Below are 18,093 nucleotides of genomic sequence, written 5' to 3'. Positions count from 1 at the left end.
GGGCTGCTTTGATACGTCACACAGCCCGGATGAGACGTCATTTTTTCATAGGGCAGGTGTCGAAACCAAAGAGCTTGTAGGCTCCGCAACGACCCGTCAGGCCGGTCAACAGGGGAACGACCCCAATCCACATCCAAACCCCATAGCCCATCAGCGCCCCGACAATCAAAAGGGCCCCGATGATGATCCGAAGGGTTTTATCAATCCCACCAACATTTTTCTCAAACATGCCATATCCTTTCCTGTTGCGTTGCCGCAATCTCTACATTCTGATATTGGAATGTTATTTGATCTGGCGCAATGTGGATACAAAAAAGGGGCCGCGAGGCCCCTTTCTCACAGTCATGTGATGGTGTGTTAGGTGCGTCCGCGCTTTTCAAAACGGGGTAACATGGCGCTGAAATCGCGGCCCTGTCCGTCTTCATTTTCGACAAATTCGGTATAAAGCGCTGTTGCGGCTTGGCCCATTGGTGTGTCGGCGTCTGCTGCTTCGGCGGCCTGTTGAGACAGGCGCAGATCCTTGAGCATAAGCTCGGCCGCAAAGCCGGGGTTGTAGTCATTGTCGGCCGGTGAGGTCGGGCCTACGCCGGGGGCAGGACAATAGGCATTCATCGACCAGCTATAGCCCGATGAGGTGCTGACTACGTCAAACATGGCTTCGCGCGATAGGCCCAATTTGTCAGCCAAAGCAAAGGCTTCGCAGGTGCCGATCATGGTGACGCCAAGGATCATATTGTTACAGATTTTTGCGGCCTGACCATTGCCGGATTCACCGCAATGCACGGCCTTTTGCCCCATGATGTCAAAGAGAGGTTTTGCCGTCGCAAAGGCGGCGTCCGAGCCACCAACCATAAAGGTCAACGTGCCACCAGCCGCGCCACCAATCCCACCCGAAACGGGGGCGTCCAAGGCACCAAGACCGGCCTCATCCGCTTGGGCGGCGACATCGCGCGCGCTTTGGACGTCAACGGTGGAGCAATCGAGCAGTACCGCACCGGGTTTCATCGCAGGGATGACGTCGTTCGCGACGCTGCGTAGGATCGCCCCGTTGGGGAGCATGGTGATGACAACATCTGCGCCCTCTGCGGTGGCGGCGGCGCTTGTGGCGCTGCTGACCCCTTCGGCGGTGGCACCCGCAACGTCAAACCCAACAACCTCATGGCCTTCTTTGGCGAGATTCGCCGCCATTGGGGCACCCATATTGCCCAGACCGATAAATCCGATTTTCATTCCGTCCTCCCTGAAATCCAACGCCTCTTTGCCGAGCGGCATCAGCATCTTGGATACCGCAATTGCGGGCACATCCCCATTGGCAAATTGCCACTTGGGGGATTTGTCTTTGTCGATGATCGCCGCGCGAATACCTTCAAGGAAGTCGCCTTGTTCCATAACCCTGTGGCTGACCCGGTATTCAAGCTCAAGCGCCTTGCGCATGGTCAAAGAGGGGCCGCGCAACCGGTGCAGCATTTCTGTGGTTAAGGCCATGGACAGTGGCGAATTGCGGTTGAGCGCCTTGAGAGCTTTGGTCGCGACCTCACTGTCGCTTGTGTTGAGCATATTGCGGATGTCGCCATAGCTCTCGCCTGCAAACAGGGCGTCAATTTCATGTTGTGCGTCGGCGAGGGGGCTATTCGGTGGTAACTCTGTTTGATTGCGGATGGTGTTGGCGTCGCCGGTTTCGATCAGAGTGGCCTTGATACCGTCCCAAAGGGTCTCTGGTGCATAGAAATCGGCAAACCCGGTATAGATGGCATCGCCCGGGCCCATACGGGTGGCGGTCAGACCGATGTATTCGCCCAAACGCCCCGGTGCACGCGCCAAGAGATAGGTGCCCCCAACATCCGGGATCAACCCGATCCCACATTCCGGCATTGCGATCTTGCTGGTGTCGCCAACAATGCGATAGCCGCCGTGGCAGCCAACACCGACACCGCCGCCCATAGTGAACCCTTGTAGAAAGCTGACCACTGGTTTGGGGTATTCCGCCAGTTTGGCGTTCATGCGGTATTCATCGCGCCAGAACTTGCGCCCGAACTCGTAATTCCCCTCGGTGCCGGTGCGATACATTTCAGCAATGTCGCCCCCGGCACAAAAGGCTTTGGGGCCTTCAGCGTCAATGAGAACAAGGTCGACATCACTGTCCGCGCGCCATTGGTCAATGGCGCGCTCAAGCGCGATGCACATGTCATAAGACAAAGCATTCAACGCTTGCGGCCGGGTCAGTGTGATGCGGCCAGCACGGCCTTCCTTGCGGATATGAATATCGGCCATGGATGGATCCCTATGGTCAGTCTGGGTGGGTACAAAACGCGTGCACGCGTTTTGCAAATTCCGTGCACGGAATTTGGGGCGCAGGTGGTGAGGTCAGCGCGCCAATAGGCTGCGGGCGACGATCAGGCGCATGATTTCATTGGTGCCTTCCAGGATTTGGTGCACCCGCAGGTCACGCACCAGTTTTTCGATCCCATAGTCCGCCAGATAGCCATAGCCACCATGTAGCTGCAGACATTGATCCACCACCTTCGATCCCGCTTCGGTCACGAATTTCTTGGCCATGGCGCAATGTGCCGTTGCATCCGGGGCGTTGGTGTCCAGCTTCCACGCCGCTTGGCGTAGGAACACACGGGCCGCCTGAAGCTCGATCTCCATATCCGCGAGGCGGAATTGGAGCGCTTGGAACTGATCGATGCTTTTGCCAAAGGCTTTGCGCTCGGACATATATTGCAGCGTTGCGTTCAACCCGGCCTGCGCGGCACCAAGAGAACAAGCCGAAATATTCAACCGACCGCCGTCCAGACCCGCCATGGCATATTTGAAACCGCTGCCTTCGTCGCCAACCAGATTATTGATAGAGGTCAAGCAGTTATCGAATTGTACTTCGGCGGTGGGTTGTGATTGCCAGCCCATCTTCTTCTCATTGGCCCCAAAACTGAGCCCTTCGGCCCCGTCTTCGACAACAACGGTTGAAATCCCCTTGGGGCCATCGCCGCCGGTGCGGCACATCACAACATAGGCGTCCGAATAGCCACCACCCGAGATAAAGGCCTTGGACCCGGTTAGACGGTACCCTTCGTTGGTCTTTTCGGCGCGGGTTTTAAGCGCTGCGGCGTCCGAACCGGACCCCGGTTCGGTCAGGCAATAGCTTAGAACCGTTTCCATGGTCATTGCCTTGGGCAGGATGCGAGATTTGATTTCGTCACTGCCGAATTTGTCGATCATCTTGGCGCACATATTGTGGATCGACAAGAATGCCGCAACCGAGGGGCAAGCCATCGACAGCGCCTCAAAAACCAGTGTCGCATCAAGGCGCGTTAGGTCAGACCCACCGCTTTCCTCGGAAACATAAAGCCCGCCAAATCCGAGCGCGGCAATTTCTGGCCAAAGCTCCTTGGGGATGGTGCCTTCGGCTTCCCATTTTTTCGCATTGGGCGCGATATTGTCCTGACCAAATGCATAGGCCATGTCGAAAATTGCGCTTTGTTCTTCGGTGAGAGCAAAATCCATGGGCTCCTCCTTCCGGCATGAATTGAACACTTGTTCATAAGTTGTCGGAACGGGGATGTGATTGCAAGGGCTTTGAGCGCTGCAACCCGCGAAACTGCCATGTTTGCGTCGGACAAATGTCTAGAAATACCTGTTGAGCGACGTGCGGTGAAAACGTCATCAAACGAGGGCCAACCCCCGGACCCCCGAGATGTTTTCGGAAAGAAGAAACGAAAAGGGCGTTATCGTGCCGGGCAGAGCGTCTTTAGAATGGTGTTTTCGACCTTTTCCAACAAAATGGCGTTGTCGAATTTGGCTTCGGCGGTTTTGCGTGCCGCCAATGTCATGGCCGAGCGATCGGGCATGTCAAGAACTTGGCTGATCCGGTTTGAAAACCCATCTTCGTCCCATTCGGGGACCAGCAATCCGTTCACACCATCCTCAACCGCTTCGGGGATGCCGGCGTGATAGGTGGACACGGTGATGCAGCCACAGGCCAGTGCCTCTTGGATGGCGGTGGGAAGGCCTTCGGTATTGCCATCTTTGGCGGTGATGGAATGCTGTAGGAAGGTTTCCGTTATCTGAAGATGTTTGCGGACCTCGTCATGGGGGAGGGCCCCGGTAAAGGTGACTTGATCCACAACGCCAAGATCGGCGGCCATGGTTTTACAGGTCTCTAACAACGGGCCATCACCGATGAACGTCAGATGGGCATCCCGCCCTTGCGCGGCCTTAGCAAAGGCCCGCAACGTGACCTGAGGGGCCTTTTTTTCCACCATGCGACCCACGGCCAAAAAACTTCCGGGGCGTTTTTGCAACGGGGTAAATAGGCGGACGTTGACACCGGAGGGCACCACATGGGCATTGGGATGGGACACGCCGTGTTTGGCGAGGTTGTCCAACAAAAATTGGCTAACGGAAAACATCCCAGCAAGGCGCGGCATCATCAATTTGTAAGAGCGCACCCGTTGCGCCGAGCCAAGCGCGCGGCTGGCATCGGTTCCGCGCCAATAGGTGAAAACGGGGATGCCCATGTCATTGCCGAGTTTGGCCATCACCAAGGCTTGGGTGCCAAATTCGGCCAATATCACGTCGACTTTTTCGGCGCGTAGCCAGGTGATAAGCTGGCGACGATTGGCCCCGAAAGGCAGACGCGAGGTGCCATGGCAAGCGGCCCCGGCCATGGCGGCGAAAGGGGCCAAGAGTTTGTCACCCAAAGACAGGGGCGCGCGCCGGGTAAACAGGGGTTTTCCATAGGGGTCTTGACCGTTGTGGCGACCACAAACAACAACCGTATCGCCGCCAAACATATGTTCGATATGGCGATTGATAAAGGTTTCGCCCATGATGAAATAGTCGGAGGTGACGATAGCCGTGCGCATGTGGGATCCCTTTGGTCGGACGCGGTCTTATCGCTGGCACAGCGCGGCTCTGCAAGGGTGAGAGATCACAGACCGCTGTGAAATTCTTCGATCAGATGTTGCACAACCGCGCGCATGTGGCTGGTGTTGTCGCCGCCCTGTTGCTGTGCGTCATCGAATACCGCACGTTGGCGCACCGAGGAATTGCCATGCTGAACAATCACTGCGGCGGCTTCGATTTCACGTCGACACCCCAAGGCATCCGCATCTTCACCAAGCAGATCAATCAATTCGTCGATCAAAGTCGAAAACGGTGCGATCTGTGCGGCACCAAAGTCAATCAACCCTTCGGATGTGCCATAGCGTTGGGCGCGCCACCGGTTTTCACCGATCAAAAACCGGTCATATATCCGCCACCGTTGGTTTTTCACTCGCAAACGCCAAAGCATCCGCATCAAACATTGGTTGAGGGCGGCCAAGGTTAGGGTGTCTTCCATCCGCGGCTGGACATCCATAATCCGGGTTTCAAGTGTCGGAAAACGCGAAGACGGGCGCAAATCCCACCAGATGCGCGAACTGTCTTCGATGACGCCAAGATCAATCAGGATTTGCACCGAACGTTCGTAATCGCTCCAGCTTTCGAAATGAGGAGGCAGGCCGGTGCGGGGCAGATTGTCGAAAACCGAAATCCGATAGGAGGCAAGCCCGCTATCCCGGCCGTTCCAAAACGGTGAAGAGGTCGACAAAGCCAACAAATGTGGGAGGAAATAGCTCATCTGGCGCATAAGGTCGGCGCGCATTGGGTCATCGCTTAGGCCGATATGGACATGCATCCCGCAAATCAACATCCGCCGCACCACACCGCCCAAATCGCGATCAAGCTCATTATAGCGTTGTTTGTTGGTGTGATGTTGGACCTTCCAATCGGCGAAGGGATGGCATGACGCGGCAATCGGGGCCAGCCCATAGACACCCGCATGTTTGGCAACACCGGCGCGCAATCGACGTAGATCGTCACGAGCATCGGTAATATTTGCGCAGGGTTTTGTGCCAATCTCGATCTGGCATTGAAGGAACTCCGGACTTACCTGATCCTGTAAATCTGCCGCACAGGCGGCCATCAAACCGTCCGGGGCCTCAACCAAAGCGCCGCTTTGTGGATCAACCAATAGGTATTCTTCTTCGATGCCGAGCGTAAATTCCGGTTGTGTCATGCCTTTCCCCCTTGAGATCAGAGTTTGGGCAGTTCTGCCGCCTCGTGCAATAGGGGGGGTGTGATCTCGTTGTTGAGATCGCGCAATCCTGTGGCGGCAATCCCCAACTCGGCCAAAGCCTCTTGTTCGCTACGGGCCACGAGAACGTCGTAGGGAAATTTATCGGTTGCGAGCTGTTGGTACATACGCGACATTCCATAAACAACTTCGGAGAGCGCAATCAAAACGCATCTGTTGCGTTTGACAGTTTGAACACGGTTGGCCGTGTCATTGACGAACCCAGTCATTTCGGAAAATCGCGCATCGACCTCAGTGACACCTGACAGGTCGATGATTTGCTCGTAGCCGTTTTCGAACAGGGGATCAGCCAAATAGGCTTGGGTGATTTCCTTGGCAAGTTTGGGTGAAAAGGCGCCCCCGAAGCTTAGCACAACGAGGCGATATTTGGGGTAGATTGCATAGCTGGCTGGCAAGGGAAATCTCTGTGTGTCTAGATGTTTCAGGCGGTCAAAGAGGGTACCGTCTAATGTATCTAGAGGCCGTTTCAACAGCAAAACCGATGGTCAAACCCGACAATGGGCGGGGGCTTGCCCAAGGACGCAACGTAACCTTTGGAACAGGTTTTAGCATGGGTCCAAGTGCCTAACCCCTAGCCGCAACCTTGGACGTCCGGGCTCGGCAACCGAGGACTTTGGGCCTGTTAGGTCAGCGCGGAAAGTGTCGGCACAGACAGGCCCAGTTTAATCAAGGCCTCGCCTTCGCTTCGCACAATTTCGATCGGGTAGGGCAGGTGGCCTTCGGAAAGCTGTTGATACATGCGGGCCATGCCATAAATCAGATCATTTCCAGCAATTATCAAACATCGTTTCCGACGAATACCTTGCATCTTTGGCGCAACCTTCAGGGCAAGCTGCTGCATTTCTTGATAGCTGGCATCCGTGCCAGTTGCCTTGGATAGGTCGATGATCATGTCATGATCAGGCTCAAATTGCGGATCCTGTAGGTAGGCCGCGATTGTGCTTTGCGCCTCTTTCGGGCTGTAGATGCCCAAGCAGGTCACCACCAGCAAGTTGTGATCTTTGTAGAACCGATAGAAGGATGCCACGAAAAAACCTCGCCGAAGCAATTGTAATAGTTACGTGTTTAAACTCTGGAACCGTAAGACGCAGGGTACGTCTTGCATGTAGAGTAATCCAAAAGCGACGAGGAATGGCAGTTTTTTGGGCCATTCGTTACCCGTGGACGACGCATAACGGTTTTCGCGATCGTCGGTATTATCCGGCAGTTGATTTTGCGCTTCAAACTTATCTCCTAACGGGCCAGTCAGGCCTAGGTCATCGGCATGACAACGCACGCGAGTTTTGGGTGATGGGGGGCGCTTGATGGGAGAAACTCTTGTTCTGCATCTACGCGTGAAAGACACGGGCTGCACCGTGTAAATGATCGCTCTGGGCAATCTCTACGCAGATTTTAAGCTGTCATGGCATTGCTTTTTTGACCGCTTTCGCGCCGCATTGGGAATTTGTGTTGGCAGACTGCGGCAAACCTTGGTCTTCAAGGTCAAGGTAAGCCAATGCACCGTCTCGATTCCCAAACACCTGTGACGTTACATCCCCGGCGACATCGGTGAGGCTGACATAAATTCGCGCCATCCCATATTGAAAGTCACTTGGCGCATAAATTCCACAGCGGACCTTGCTTTGATCGGCAGGATACAAAAAGCGTTCGGCATGACGCATTTGGCGCATTTCCTTGTATCCCATATCGGTGTCAGTCCAGCCAGATAGGTCTAGGAATTCATCCAGACCGGGCCGAAATGTTGGGGCCGCCCTATAGGCGGTTAGATAATCCAGAATGTCGCAGAGATTGACATCGCCCATCAGGCGAACACAGGTCAAATTGCGGTCTTCCAAGATTTCAAATTCTACCGGCACAATGGCCTCCATTGTCTCGGTTCTTCCGGATGGTCGGACAAGCAGCTGCTCCTTAAGATAGGTGCGATTTCAAATGAAACAACCTATGCTTTACGCGCGGATATCTATACATAAGAATACAATCAATAGCGCTAACTATTGGAAAGTACGGTTACATTTGAAACAAACCGCAGTCGGGTCTTGGGCTTTGGATCTTTTCAAACACCCAAATTGAAACAAAAAGGCCCCGCCAAATTGGCGGGACCAAAAAACGTTTTCACCTCAAAAAGAAGTGTGATCAATCCATGGCTTTGAAGTTGAATTCGCCACCTTCTTTGATGCCCGAGAACCAGCGTGATGTTACCGTTTTGGTGCGGGTGTAAAAACGGAACGCGTCAGGTCCGTATTGGTTCAGATCACCAAAGGCCGACTTCTTCCAACCACCAAAGGTGTGATAGGAGAGCGGAACCGGGATCGGGAAGTTGATGCCGACCATGCCAACATTAACCCGGTGCGCAAAGTCACGCGCGGTGTCGCCATCGGCGGTGTAGATCGCGGTGCCGTTGCCATAATCATTGTCCATGATCAGTTGCAGAGCGTCTTCGTAATTGTCGGCGCGTACCTGAGATAGAACCGGGCCAAAGATCTCTTCTTTGTAGATGTCCATCTCGGGTGTCACGTCGTCAAAGTAGGACGGGCCAACAAAGAAGCCGTTTTCATAGCCTTGCAGTTTGAAATTGCGGCCATCAACAACCAGCTTGGCACCTTGCTCGACGCCACTTTCAACCAAACCGTTGATCCGGGCCTGCGATGCGGCGGTGATCACGGGGCCAAAGTCGATGTCGTCACCGGCGGTATAAGGACCAACCTTAAGCGCTTCGATCCGTGGGATCAGCTTTTCGGTTAGGGCGTCGGCGGTTTCCTTGCCAACCGGAACAGCCACCGAAATCGCCATGCAGCGTTCGCCAGCCGCGCCAAAACCAGCCCCAACAAGCGCATCAGCGGCCTTGTCAAGATCGGCGTCGGGCATGATGATCATGTGGTTTTTCGCACCGCCAAAACACTGGGCGCGTTTGCCGTTCGCTGTGGCGCGCGAATAGATGTATTGGGCGATTGGAGTCGAGCCAACAAAACCAACGGCCTGAATGGTTTCGTTGTCCAAAAGCGCGTCAACGGCCTCTTTGTCACCGTTAATGATCTGAAGCGCACCGTCCGGCAGACCGGCTTCTTTGAGCAACTCGCCCAAACGCAGGGCCGTAGAAGGCACACGTTCGGATGGCTTGAGGATCATGGTGTTACCAGCGGCCAGAGCCGGACCCATTTTCCAAAGTGGGATCATCGCAGGGAAGTTGAACGGCGTGATACCCGCAACAACACCCAGCGGCTGGCGCATGGAATGGAGGTCGATGCCGGGGCCGCCCGCATCGGTGAATTCGCCCTTCAACATGTGAGGCGCGCCCATGCAGACTTCGATGACTTCTAAGCCACGCTGAACGTCGCCCTTGGCATCAGGAATTGTTTTACCATGCTCGCGCGATAGCATTTCGGCCAGCTCGTCCATGTGCTCGACGATCAGTGCGCCGAATTTCATCATCACGCGGGCACGTTTCTGGGGGTTGGTTGCGCCCCAAACTTTTTGGACTTCGGCGGCCTTGGCTACGGCGCTGTCGACTTCGGCGGCAGTGGCCAAAGGCACCTGCGCCTGAACTTCGCCGGTGGCGGGGTTCATGACATCGGCAAAACGACCGGATGTTCCGGCGACATGTTCACCGTTAATGTAATGCGTAAGTTCTGGCATGCTATCCTCCTCTGGAATTTGGCCACACAGTAGCCTTGCAATTTTGCCTATAAAAGGCGCAATATGGCAAAAGGGTTTTGCAAAAATGCAAAGGTGGTGCTGTGAGTAGCTGGGACGACATGCGAATCTTTCTTGCGGTGGCACGCGGCGAAAGCCTTTCTGCGGCGGGACGTGACCTTCGGATGGACCCGGCGACGGTGGGGCGCAGGGTCGCACGTCTTGAGCAAGACATGGGCGCGCCGCTCTTTGCCAAATCGCCTCAGGGCTATGGTTTGACCGAGGCCGGAACCCGGCTCATCGAACATGCCGAGGCCGCAGAACAGGCGTTTTCATTGGCGGGGGAGGCGGTGCGCGGCCACTCGGAAGGGCTCTCGGGACAGATCCGAATTGGGGCCCCGGATGGCTGTGCAAACTTCCTTTTGCCGCAAGTTCTTGCCAAGATTTCAGCAGAGAACCCCGACCTCGATTTGCAGATTGTTGCCCTGCCTCGGGTGCTCAACCTGTCGCGTCGCGAAGTGGACATGGCGATCACGGTGTCGGCGCCAACCGCGGGGCGTCTGTTGGTGCAAAAACTCACCGATTACCACCTACATCTTGCCGCAAGTGCCGATTACCTTGCGCAAAACGCCCCCATTGCAACCTTAGCGGACCTGCAAGGTCATCGGATTATCGGCTATATTCCGGATATGATTTTCGACAAAGAACTCGATTATCTCTCGGATCTTGGCATGCAGCGGGTGCCTTTGGCCTCGAACTCGGTTTCGGTTCAATTCAACTGGGTCCGCACCGGGGCAGGGATCGGTGTCGTTCATGATTTTACCATTCCGGTCGCCCCCGATCTGCGTCGCGTTCTCCCCGACAAGGTGACCCTCACCCGGAGTTTTTACCTTGTGCGCCACGCAGATGATCAACGGCTTGAGCGAATGAACCGCTTTGCCGAGGCGCTGGCCTCTGGAATCCGGCGCGAATTGGCGCGGTTGGAAGGTCTCACTTGACAGCAGGCATATCCGCGTTGACGCTGGGTCTACACGGAAAAGGTGCAAGGAGGTTCCACATGCAGGTACAGCAAATTCTCAAGAGCAAGGACGCGGATGTCGTCTTTACGGTCAAGCCCGGCACATCCGTTGCCGATGCGGCCAAGCTATTGGCGGATAAGCGCATTGGTACGGTGGTGATTTCCGAAAACGGCAAAACGGCAGATGGTATTTTGTCGGAACGTGATATTGTCCGCGAGTTGGCGGCGCGTGGGGCGGGGTGCTTGTCGGCCAGCGTCGATGACTACATGACCCGCGATCTTGTCACCTGTACCCGCGCCGAAATGTCGGATGCGGTTTTGGAAAAGATGACGGCCGGTCGGTTCCGTCACATGCCGGTTGTCGAAGAGGGCGAATTGATTGGTTTGATCACCCTAGGTGACGTGGTCAAGGCGCGGTTGTCGCAACTGGCTATGGAAAAAGATGCCCTCGAAGGCATGATCATGGGGCACTAAACCAGCCTAAGTTTTGGGCAATACGCCGCGATGCGGCGTATTCGGACATTTCGCGCTTGCATTCGCGCACGCAATAATGTTGCGTGCGCAGCAATTCGCAACCAGCTTTGGGGGACCCCTCATGCGCATCGGCCTCTATCCCGGAACTTTTGATCCGATCACACATGGTCATATCGACATTATTCGGCGCGGAGCCTCTTTGGTCGATCGTCTCGTGATTGGCGTTGCCATCAATCGCGACAAGGGACCGTTGTTCACCCTCGAAGAGCGTGTGAAGATGATCGAAGAAGAATGTGCCGTTTTGTCTGAACAGACTGGCACTGAAATTGTTGTGCATCCGTTTGAAAACCTGCTGATCAATTGCGCCAAGGATGTTGGCGCGTCGATTATCGTGCGCGGATTGCGAGCGGTGGCCGATTTTGAATACGAATATCAGATGGTTGGCATGAATCGCGCGCTTGATGATAGCGTCGAAACCGTGTTTTTGATGGCCGAAGCACGCCATCAGGCGATTGCCTCGAAATTGGTCAAGGAAATTGCCCGTCTTGATGGCGATGTTTCCAAATTCGTTACGCCACGGGTACTTGAGGCCTTGAACGACAGGTTCAAGTAAGCCATGCGGCGGCGCATGAGACGGCTTTTGTTGACGCTGGGGCTTATCTATTTGGCCTATGCGTCGTTGATGGTTTGGCTGCATCCGCGCTTTATCTACCCATTCTATCCCGATCGCTTTTCGGCGCAGGGGTTTGAAGAAGTCGCAATACCCGTCCAAGGGGCAGAACCTTTGCCGGTTCAAGTGGCGCGTGGCCCCAAAGGGGCACCGACCGTCTTGTATTTCATGGGCAATGTCGGAAGCCTCGAATTGTTTCGCGCCATGTTGGATCACCATCGTCGCGCTGGTCGCAATGTTGTGGCGATGCCCTATCGGGGTGGGGGCGGTGTACCGGGTCACCCGTCTGAAACCATTTTAAAACGAGATGCCTTGGCGGTGTTTGACGCCTTGCCCGATCTGGTGAGTGGCGGCGCAACTATTGTTCAGGGCTATTCCTTGGGAACGGGCCTCGCCGTTTATGTGGCGGCTGAGCGCCAGGTTGACGGAGTGATCCTCGCGGCACCTTATGAAAAAATGTGCCAGTTGATGACGACGGCTGCGTATCTGCCCGCCTGTTTTTTGCCGGGGGTGCAAAAATGGGATAGTGCAGCGCTTGCTGTATCCCTTGATGAGCGGGTTTTGATTTTGCACGGCAATAAGGATGCGTTGATTCCCATGGATCACGGCGTGCGTTTGTCCGGACAGATAAAGAATGCAACCTTTATTAAGATCGACGGGGCAGGACACACGAACCTTTTCGGCACAACACCTTATCTTGATGAAATTGATGCATTTGTTGGGCGCTTCTAAAGCCGTCAAATGAGTGCTGGCTTCGGCTTTAGGCCTTCATTGGTGTGTCCTATTGGGCCGATATGGCCCCAGTAAGGATTTGGTAACCAATAGACGATATTTTTCTTGTATCCAGTATTGCGTGCCCGGGGGGTGCGACGCTCTTATTTAAAGGAGTGAACTATGGATGTATTGATGACCCAACGCCGCCCAATTACGCGGTCAACTCGCTCAACTGCGGTACAATCTGTTGCCGCCAGTGGCACGTCACGGCCGGTTGCGGCAACCTATCCTCCGCCACAAGGGATACAGGCGTGGATGGTTCCCGCGGCACAGGTGAAAACACGCGGTGATGATCCGTCGGGGTCTGCCTCGCCGACACGGGCGGCCTTGGCCTATAAAGCGGCGAAAACGGCGGTCGGCACAAAATAGGGCCGCCCCAAAGGACAGCCCGAAATGGTCGTGTATCAATCAGGCAGAACGCCTGCTTTTTTCGATTAGATCAACTTACCCATGGCGACGGCAGTATCCGCCATGCGGTTGGAGAAGCCCCATTCGTTGTCATACCAAGTCAAGATACGCACCATGGTGCCTTCCATAACTTTGGTTTGATCGGTGGCAAAGATCGACGAATTTGGATCGTGGTTGAAATCCATGCTGACATTCGGACGATCGGTAAAGGCAAGAACACCTTTTAGAGGGCCGTTGGCGGCATCGCGGATCGCGGTGTTGATTTCTTCGATTGTGGTCTCGCGCGCCGCTTCAAAGGTTAGGTCGACTACCGAAACATTGGGCGTTGGAACGCGAATGGCAACACCATCAAGCTTGCCCGCCATTTCCGGCAAAACCAGACCAACGGCCTTGGCGGCACCGGTTGATGTCGGGATCATGTTCATCGCTGCGGCGCGGGCGCGGTACAGGTCCGAGTGCATGGTATCCAGAGTTGGCTGATCACCGGTATAGGAGTGAATGGTGGTCATGAAGCCTTTGACGATGCCGATTTTGTCGTTCAGCACTTTGGCCACAGGGGCAAGGCAGTTGGTGGTGCAGGATGCGTTGGACACAACGGTATCTTCAGCAGTCAAAACGTCATCATTCACGCCGTAAACGATGGTTTTGTCGGCATCCTTACCGGGGGCCGAAATCAAAACACGGCTGGCCCCATTGTCGAGGTGCGCCTGACACTGTTCTTTGGATTTAAAGATGCCGGTGCATTCCAGCACAACATCAACATCCGACCAAGGTAGATCAGCCGGGTTGCGAATAGCGGTGACGCGGATCGGGCCGCGGCCTACGTCGATGGTGTCTTCGGTTGTTTTCACCTCAACCGGGAAACGGCCATGGACGCTGTCGAATTGCAGCAGGTGGGCGTTGGTTTCTACCGGGCCGAGATCGTTAATTGCAACAACTTCGATATCGGTGCGGCCGCTTTCGATGATGGCACGCAGGATGTTACGGCCGATACGGCCAAAACCATTGATAGCTACTTTGACAGTCATGAGGAGCTCCCCCTTATTGGCCAAAATGGCCGGAAATCGGTGTTTGGTTGTGTTACCGCTAACAACCACCAGCGTGCGAAATTGTCAAGACGGGAATGTTCCCGCTAACAGTCACTTTACCACAAAAGGGGAGTGCGGTTTACCGCCAGAAGGCCATCCAATCGAGCAAGACAAACATCTTGCGCGCTAGGAAAAGCGTTGCCTCGCCATCGGCGAGAAATACATCCGAAGCGATAGCACCAACAACGGCCAAGCCGATAATAATGGCAAGCTGATTTGTCATAGCAGGCTCCGCAACTTGTCCCGACCACCGGGCTTGGCCTTGATGCCAGAGCCCGCGCGGCGTGTCACGTCGGTTTTGGAGAACACAGGCTAGCGAGGCATGCGGGCGGCCAAAAAGAACACCGCCGCGATCCCGAGGGAGGCAAAGACATTATAGTTGGCCATCGACAGGCCAAACATCTCCCATGGGATTTCGTCACACCGTACCAAGGGCGCGGCCATAATCTGCTCTAACAGTTGTTCCGGTGTGAGATTACCAACCGGGTTCGAGGTGCAGGTGTCAGGCCCTTCCAAGATTTTGCGTTCAACACCAGAGTGATAAATCGCAATCCCCCCCGATGACAACGCGCCTAACCCGGCCAAAACAGCCATCACACGGGGCATGACAAACAAGCCCAATGCACCAAATACGATGCCGGCGAAATGCCCGTAGCGTTGCCACCAGCACATCGCGCAGGGCGGCATATCGCCAAGGTACTGGAAACCATAGGCCCCCAGGATCAGCCCGGTACAGCCAAGCGTGGCAAGAAGGATCAGATTGCGTCTCATATGTATTTCACCAAAAGGAAGCCGCCGAGCAGAATTGCCACAAACGCGATAAAGACAAGCCCCAAACGCCGTTCGATGAAGTCACGAATGGGTGATCCAAACTGTCGCAGCAATGCCGCTACGATAAAGAAGCGCAAGGCGCGCGCAATGATCGACGTCACGATAAAGGTGCCAAGCGGCATAGCCGTCCAGCCGGACATGATCGTGATGACCTTGTAGGGGAAGGGCGTAACCCCGGCGGTTAGCACTGCCCAGAACCCGACGTTGTTGAATTTTTCGTTGAACTCAGCCATCGAGTCGGCCTTGCCCATCGCCTCAAGGATCGGCTGGCCCAAGCTTTCGTAAAAGAAAAAGCCAATACCATACCCCAGCATTCCGCCCAGAACGCTCGCCAGGGTGGCGACGCCAGCGATCAACCAAGCGCGATGCGGTGCGGCAATGATCATAGGAATCAGAAGGACATCCGGGGGAATTGGAAAGACCGAGCTTTCGACAAAGGCAACAACCGCCAATATCCAAAGCGCGTTGCGGTGTTCGGCCTGGGCCATGGTCCAGTCATATAGGCGGCGCAACATGCTCGAATGCTCCCTGTTTTGCTGGGCAAAAACCATGGGGCGGGGCGGGCGTCAAGTCGTGCTCAAAATTGTTGGCATATATATGTAGGTGTCGCTCATTCCTTGAAGACCGTTCAGGCTCTTGTGTTTGAAGGGGACGATCTGGAGGTGCAAGAAGGTTTGACGCCGCTTTCTATTAGAGAGGCTATGTGACGAAGTGGGGCGCTGCTGAGCTTGGAGTCAGTATGCGGTTTTTCGACGGCAAGGGCTCTGGCGGCTGGTCGCGATCGCTTGTTCAACGAATGTCGCAATTCTGTGCGTTTTGCCTCTTTACCTTGTCGGAACAGGGCGCTAAACGAAGGTCAATGCCCAAGTGGCGGAATGGTAGACGCAGGGGATTCAAAATCCCCCGTCCTAGCGGACGTGCCGGTTCGAGTCCGGCCTTGGGTACCATCGTAATACGCTGGAAACATTAAAGAACCCCGCCTCGAATGAGGTGGGGTTCTTTGTTTCTTGGGGTGTGGGTTTTGACCACTCACACAGGCAGCTCACACCTTCCTGTTTTGTTTTTGTTCTGTTCTTGGGGGTGTGATGCTTCATGTGTCGCGCCGCTTTTGTGCCGAGCGGCTCAAAGTTCGACGGCTTGCCATCGATCGGTAGTATGCCACCATTTCGGCGCTTTGGCCGGTAACCGCTTGAATTTCGGCATCGCTGCACCCAGCTTCGGCCAGCCTCACAATGGCCAGTTTGCGCAATCCGTGAAGGACGTAGGGGCGGGCGTTATCACCCAAAGTAGCGCGCCAGTTTCGAAACGCTTTTTCGATGGCATCATACCCCAACGGCTCGGTCAGGTTTTTGGCTAGAACGAAAGTGCCATGACGAGGCAGGTTGCTTAAGTAGGTGCGCAAGTGGTCGGGGCAGTAGGTTTCAAACTGCTTGCCTTGTTTTTCGTCTGTAACGATCATCCATTCGCCATCAAATTGGTCTCGCCGCATTTTGATGGCGGCGTTTGGTCTTTGGCCAGTTCCGAGAATCAGCTCTGCCGCTGTTTGCACTTTGGTTGGCGCATGTTTCAGCTTTTCGACCATCCACTCAGGCCAGGGCTCGAATTCTTTTTGGCGGCCATACTTTTCGATTCCCTTGGCAGGGTTCTCGCCAAGCGGCCAATCCAGCTTTTCCGCCCCAAAGTTCCAGAGCAAAGAAATGGTTTGTAGGTATTTGTCTGCCTTGCGCGGTGTCACGTGCAAAGCGGCATGCGCCGCGCGAACATGTTGGCGTTGCGTTTTGCGAACGTCCTTGTCCGCGTTTTTGAGCAAGATGGCGTCCATGTCGCGCCGGTAGCTGGCTTTAGTACTGGCCGCGAGATTTGACTGAATGCGGGGATCAGTGCGCCATGCTATCACCAGTTCCTTCCAGCAATACTTCGAAGGTGCAGGCTTTTGCGTTTGGTGGCGACCAGATTCGCATTGCCAAAACAACTCGTCCAGTTTTTGGCTGTCGCCTTGCCAGTCCAATCTTATGGTCTTTTCTTTGCGTCGACCTGCCTCGGTCCAAGTTATGCGGTGGTAAGGGTCCCATACCGAGCGTCGTGGATTCCATTTCCAGAGCAAGCGTGGCTTGGTGATTCTGGGTTTTGGAGGTTTAAAGCTCAAACTCGTCGTCCTCTGGTCTGGCTGCGAAACCGTCGACGATCGCAATCAGATCTGTAACTCGCCAGCGGGTGATTCCTCCGGGTAGTGTGATTGGCTGTGGTAGCGCGCCAGATCGAACAAGCTTGGAGAATTGAGCGATTGGTAAGTCCAGCATTGTTGCGGCGGTTTTTTCAGCGACGGCCAGCAGTTTGGGAGTTTGTTTAGTCAAAACTAATCCTCCGAAGCAGAGATGACGGCCGCGCGTTCGTCCAGGTCGGCGAACCATTTCTTGCGGTAGCGGCGTTTGACATCGACCAGGGTGCGTCGGTCGATCTCGATCGCGCCGGCTTTGACAGCCAGTGCGCGTTTGGATTTGCAGATGTCGAAGTGGGGGTGACCTTGGGGTTGGAACCATTGTCTATTGACGCCGATGGTGTCTGCCATGGTGAGCAATTCGGCCATGCTATCAGCCAGCATGTGACACATGAACATTCGGCCGACGCGGTGCAGCGGTTTGTCGACGTAAACGCTCACATTGGCCACCAGGTGCCAAGGCTGTCGACCCATGCGGCCAGTTTCCAGAAAGCATAGGGCAGGCCGATGGTTGTCAAGGTTGCGCTGCCGATCAAGACAGCCAAAGTGAACAACCCACTGGGGGAAAAGTGAAATCGTGACATTTGGTTTCCTTTGATGTGATCCCCGCGCCTTGCCCAAGGGCCGGGGGCTGCCGCCAAGCAAGAGACCTTTCATGTTGTCATCTCGGGTGCGTGGTGGATCAGGCCGCTGGCCGAGAGGGCGTTGAGGGAATGATCCGAAACGGTCAGCGGTGAACTTTGGAGAATGGCCATTCTTGGCCGCGCTTTTCGGTTTGGTCCTGCAGCCGTTTTGCCTGGGTCCGCGTTCCGAGCCATGAAGAGTGTCTGACGTCATCGCCTATGG

22 protein-coding genes, 1 tRNA gene and 1 pseudogene are annotated in these 18,093 nt (G+C 55.1%); 6 read left to right on the top strand and 18 right to left on the bottom strand.

All coding sequences use genetic code 11. The features are described from left to right. Window positions 1-37: 37 nt before the first annotated feature. From AC5EFR_RS13260 to AC5EFR_RS13215, 10 genes and pseudogenes are all read right to left on the bottom strand, one after another. A complete protein-coding gene (locus tag AC5EFR_RS13260; protein WP_493576274.1) occupies window positions 38-229 on the bottom strand; it encodes a YgaP family membrane protein in 192 nt (63 codons plus the stop codon). A 128-nt stretch (window positions 230-357) separates the two neighbouring features. Next, the gene (gene mmsB / locus AC5EFR_RS13255; RefSeq protein WP_493576323.1) at window positions 358-1,230 is read right to left on the bottom strand and encodes a 3-hydroxyisobutyrate dehydrogenase; all 873 of its coding nucleotides are present in this window, start codon (window positions 1,228-1,230) and stop codon (window positions 358-360) included. A 78-nt stretch (window positions 1,231-1,308) separates the two neighbouring features. Further along, a pseudogene (locus AC5EFR_RS13250) lies at window positions 1,309-2,271 on the bottom strand (enoyl-CoA hydratase/isomerase family protein); the annotation flags it as partial. A gap of 93 nt (window positions 2,272-2,364) precedes the next feature. Continuing rightward, window positions 2,365-3,504: an acyl-CoA dehydrogenase family protein gene (locus AC5EFR_RS13245; protein WP_493576273.1), complete on the bottom strand. Its 1,140-nt coding sequence runs from the start codon at window positions 3,502-3,504 to the stop codon at window positions 2,365-2,367. 221 nt (window positions 3,505-3,725) lie between these two features. Continuing rightward, a complete protein-coding gene (locus AC5EFR_RS13240) occupies window positions 3,726-4,865 on the bottom strand; it encodes a glycosyltransferase (protein WP_493576272.1) in 1,140 nt (379 codons plus the stop codon). 65 nt (window positions 4,866-4,930) lie between these two features. Next, the gene (locus AC5EFR_RS13235) at window positions 4,931-6,058 is read right to left on the bottom strand and encodes a carboxylate-amine ligase (protein WP_493576271.1); all 1,128 of its coding nucleotides are present in this window, start codon (window positions 6,056-6,058) and stop codon (window positions 4,931-4,933) included. Between the two features lie 17 nt (window positions 6,059-6,075). Continuing rightward, the gene (locus AC5EFR_RS13230) at window positions 6,076-6,606 is read right to left on the bottom strand and encodes a hypothetical protein (RefSeq protein WP_493576270.1); all 531 of its coding nucleotides are present in this window, start codon (window positions 6,604-6,606) and stop codon (window positions 6,076-6,078) included. 152 nt (window positions 6,607-6,758) lie between these two features. Continuing rightward, complete coding sequence (locus tag AC5EFR_RS13225) at window positions 6,759-7,163, bottom strand: hypothetical protein (RefSeq protein ID WP_493576269.1); 405 nt, start codon at window positions 7,161-7,163, stop codon at window positions 6,759-6,761. Window positions 7,164-7,536: 373 nt separating this feature from the next. Further along, window positions 7,537-7,992, bottom strand: coding sequence for a hypothetical protein (locus AC5EFR_RS13220; protein WP_493576268.1), 456 nt, complete (start codon window positions 7,990-7,992; stop codon window positions 7,537-7,539). Window positions 7,993-8,269: 277 nt separating this feature from the next. Then, on the bottom strand, window positions 8,270-9,769 hold the full coding sequence (locus tag AC5EFR_RS13215) for a CoA-acylating methylmalonate-semialdehyde dehydrogenase (protein WP_493576267.1): 1,500 nt from the start codon (window positions 9,767-9,769) through the stop codon (window positions 8,270-8,272). 119 nt (window positions 9,770-9,888) lie between these two features. Here AC5EFR_RS13215 and AC5EFR_RS13210 point away from each other — a divergent pair, with 119 nt between their 5' ends. The 5 genes from AC5EFR_RS13210 (at window position 9,889) to AC5EFR_RS13190 (ending at window position 13,071) form a co-directional block, all read left to right on the top strand. After that, complete coding sequence (locus tag AC5EFR_RS13210; RefSeq protein WP_493576322.1) at window positions 9,889-10,764, top strand: LysR family transcriptional regulator; 876 nt, start codon at window positions 9,889-9,891, stop codon at window positions 10,762-10,764. Window positions 10,765-10,823: 59 nt separating this feature from the next. Beyond that, window positions 10,824-11,258 (top strand): CBS domain-containing protein, encoded by a 435-nt coding sequence (locus AC5EFR_RS13205; protein WP_493576266.1) that lies wholly within the window; start codon window positions 10,824-10,826, stop codon window positions 11,256-11,258. A gap of 121 nt (window positions 11,259-11,379) precedes the next feature. After that, a complete protein-coding gene (gene coaD / locus AC5EFR_RS13200; protein ID WP_493576265.1) occupies window positions 11,380-11,871 on the top strand; it encodes a pantetheine-phosphate adenylyltransferase in 492 nt (163 codons plus the stop codon). A gap of 15 nt (window positions 11,872-11,886) precedes the next feature. Continuing rightward, on the top strand, window positions 11,887-12,660 hold the full coding sequence (locus AC5EFR_RS13195; RefSeq protein ID WP_493576264.1) for an alpha/beta hydrolase: 774 nt from the start codon (window positions 11,887-11,889) through the stop codon (window positions 12,658-12,660). 162 nt (window positions 12,661-12,822) lie between these two features. After that, window positions 12,823-13,071 carry a hypothetical protein gene (locus AC5EFR_RS13190; protein ID WP_493576263.1) on the top strand — a complete coding sequence of 83 codons (249 nt, stop codon included), beginning with the start codon at window positions 12,823-12,825 and terminating at the stop codon, window positions 13,069-13,071. 65 nt (window positions 13,072-13,136) lie between these two features. Here AC5EFR_RS13190 and gap read toward each other — a convergent pair whose 3' ends face one another. The 4 genes from gap to AC5EFR_RS13170 all read right to left on the bottom strand — a co-directional run bounded on the left by gap (window position 13,137) and on the right by AC5EFR_RS13170 (window position 15,544). Next, complete coding sequence (gene gap, locus AC5EFR_RS13185) at window positions 13,137-14,138, bottom strand: type I glyceraldehyde-3-phosphate dehydrogenase (protein WP_493576262.1); 1,002 nt, start codon at window positions 14,136-14,138, stop codon at window positions 13,137-13,139. Window positions 14,139-14,277: 139 nt separating this feature from the next. Beyond that, a complete protein-coding gene (locus AC5EFR_RS13180) occupies window positions 14,278-14,421 on the bottom strand; it encodes a hypothetical protein (RefSeq protein WP_493576261.1) in 144 nt (47 codons plus the stop codon). Between the two features lie 89 nt (window positions 14,422-14,510). Then, window positions 14,511-14,969: a disulfide bond formation protein B gene (locus AC5EFR_RS13175; RefSeq protein ID WP_493576260.1), complete on the bottom strand. Its 459-nt coding sequence runs from the start codon at window positions 14,967-14,969 to the stop codon at window positions 14,511-14,513. Beyond that, a complete protein-coding gene (locus tag AC5EFR_RS13170; protein WP_493576259.1) occupies window positions 14,966-15,544 on the bottom strand; it encodes a YqaA family protein in 579 nt (192 codons plus the stop codon). Before AC5EFR_RS13170 ends, AC5EFR_RS13175 begins: the two co-directional genes overlap by 4 nt. A 346-nt stretch (window positions 15,545-15,890) precedes the next feature. Here AC5EFR_RS13170 and AC5EFR_RS13165 point away from each other — a divergent pair. Then, a tRNA-Leu gene (locus AC5EFR_RS13165) sits at window positions 15,891-15,976 on the top strand. A gap of 143 nt (window positions 15,977-16,119) precedes the next feature. Here the strand turns inward: AC5EFR_RS13165 and AC5EFR_RS13160 are convergent. The 4 genes from AC5EFR_RS13160 to AC5EFR_RS13145 form a co-directional block, all read right to left on the bottom strand. Further along, window positions 16,120-16,851 (bottom strand): tyrosine-type recombinase/integrase, encoded by a 732-nt coding sequence (locus AC5EFR_RS13160; RefSeq protein WP_493576258.1) that lies wholly within the window; start codon window positions 16,849-16,851, stop codon window positions 16,120-16,122. A gap of 313 nt (window positions 16,852-17,164) precedes the next feature. After that, window positions 17,165-17,383 carry a helix-turn-helix transcriptional regulator gene (locus tag AC5EFR_RS13155; protein WP_493576257.1) on the bottom strand — a complete coding sequence of 73 codons (219 nt, stop codon included), beginning with the start codon at window positions 17,381-17,383 and terminating at the stop codon, window positions 17,165-17,167. 2 nt (window positions 17,384-17,385) lie between these two features. Beyond that, window positions 17,386-17,697 (bottom strand): DUF4031 domain-containing protein, encoded by a 312-nt coding sequence (locus AC5EFR_RS13150; protein WP_493576256.1) that lies wholly within the window; start codon window positions 17,695-17,697, stop codon window positions 17,386-17,388. After that, complete coding sequence (locus AC5EFR_RS13145) at window positions 17,685-17,831, bottom strand: hypothetical protein (protein WP_493576255.1); 147 nt, start codon at window positions 17,829-17,831, stop codon at window positions 17,685-17,687. The genes AC5EFR_RS13150 and AC5EFR_RS13145 overlap by 13 nt, the downstream gene beginning before the upstream one ends. Between the last annotated feature and the right edge of the window lie 262 nt (window positions 17,832-18,093).

The organism is Pelagimonas sp., assembly GCF_058892305.1.
This window is presented reverse-complemented; position numbering and strand designations above follow the sequence as displayed.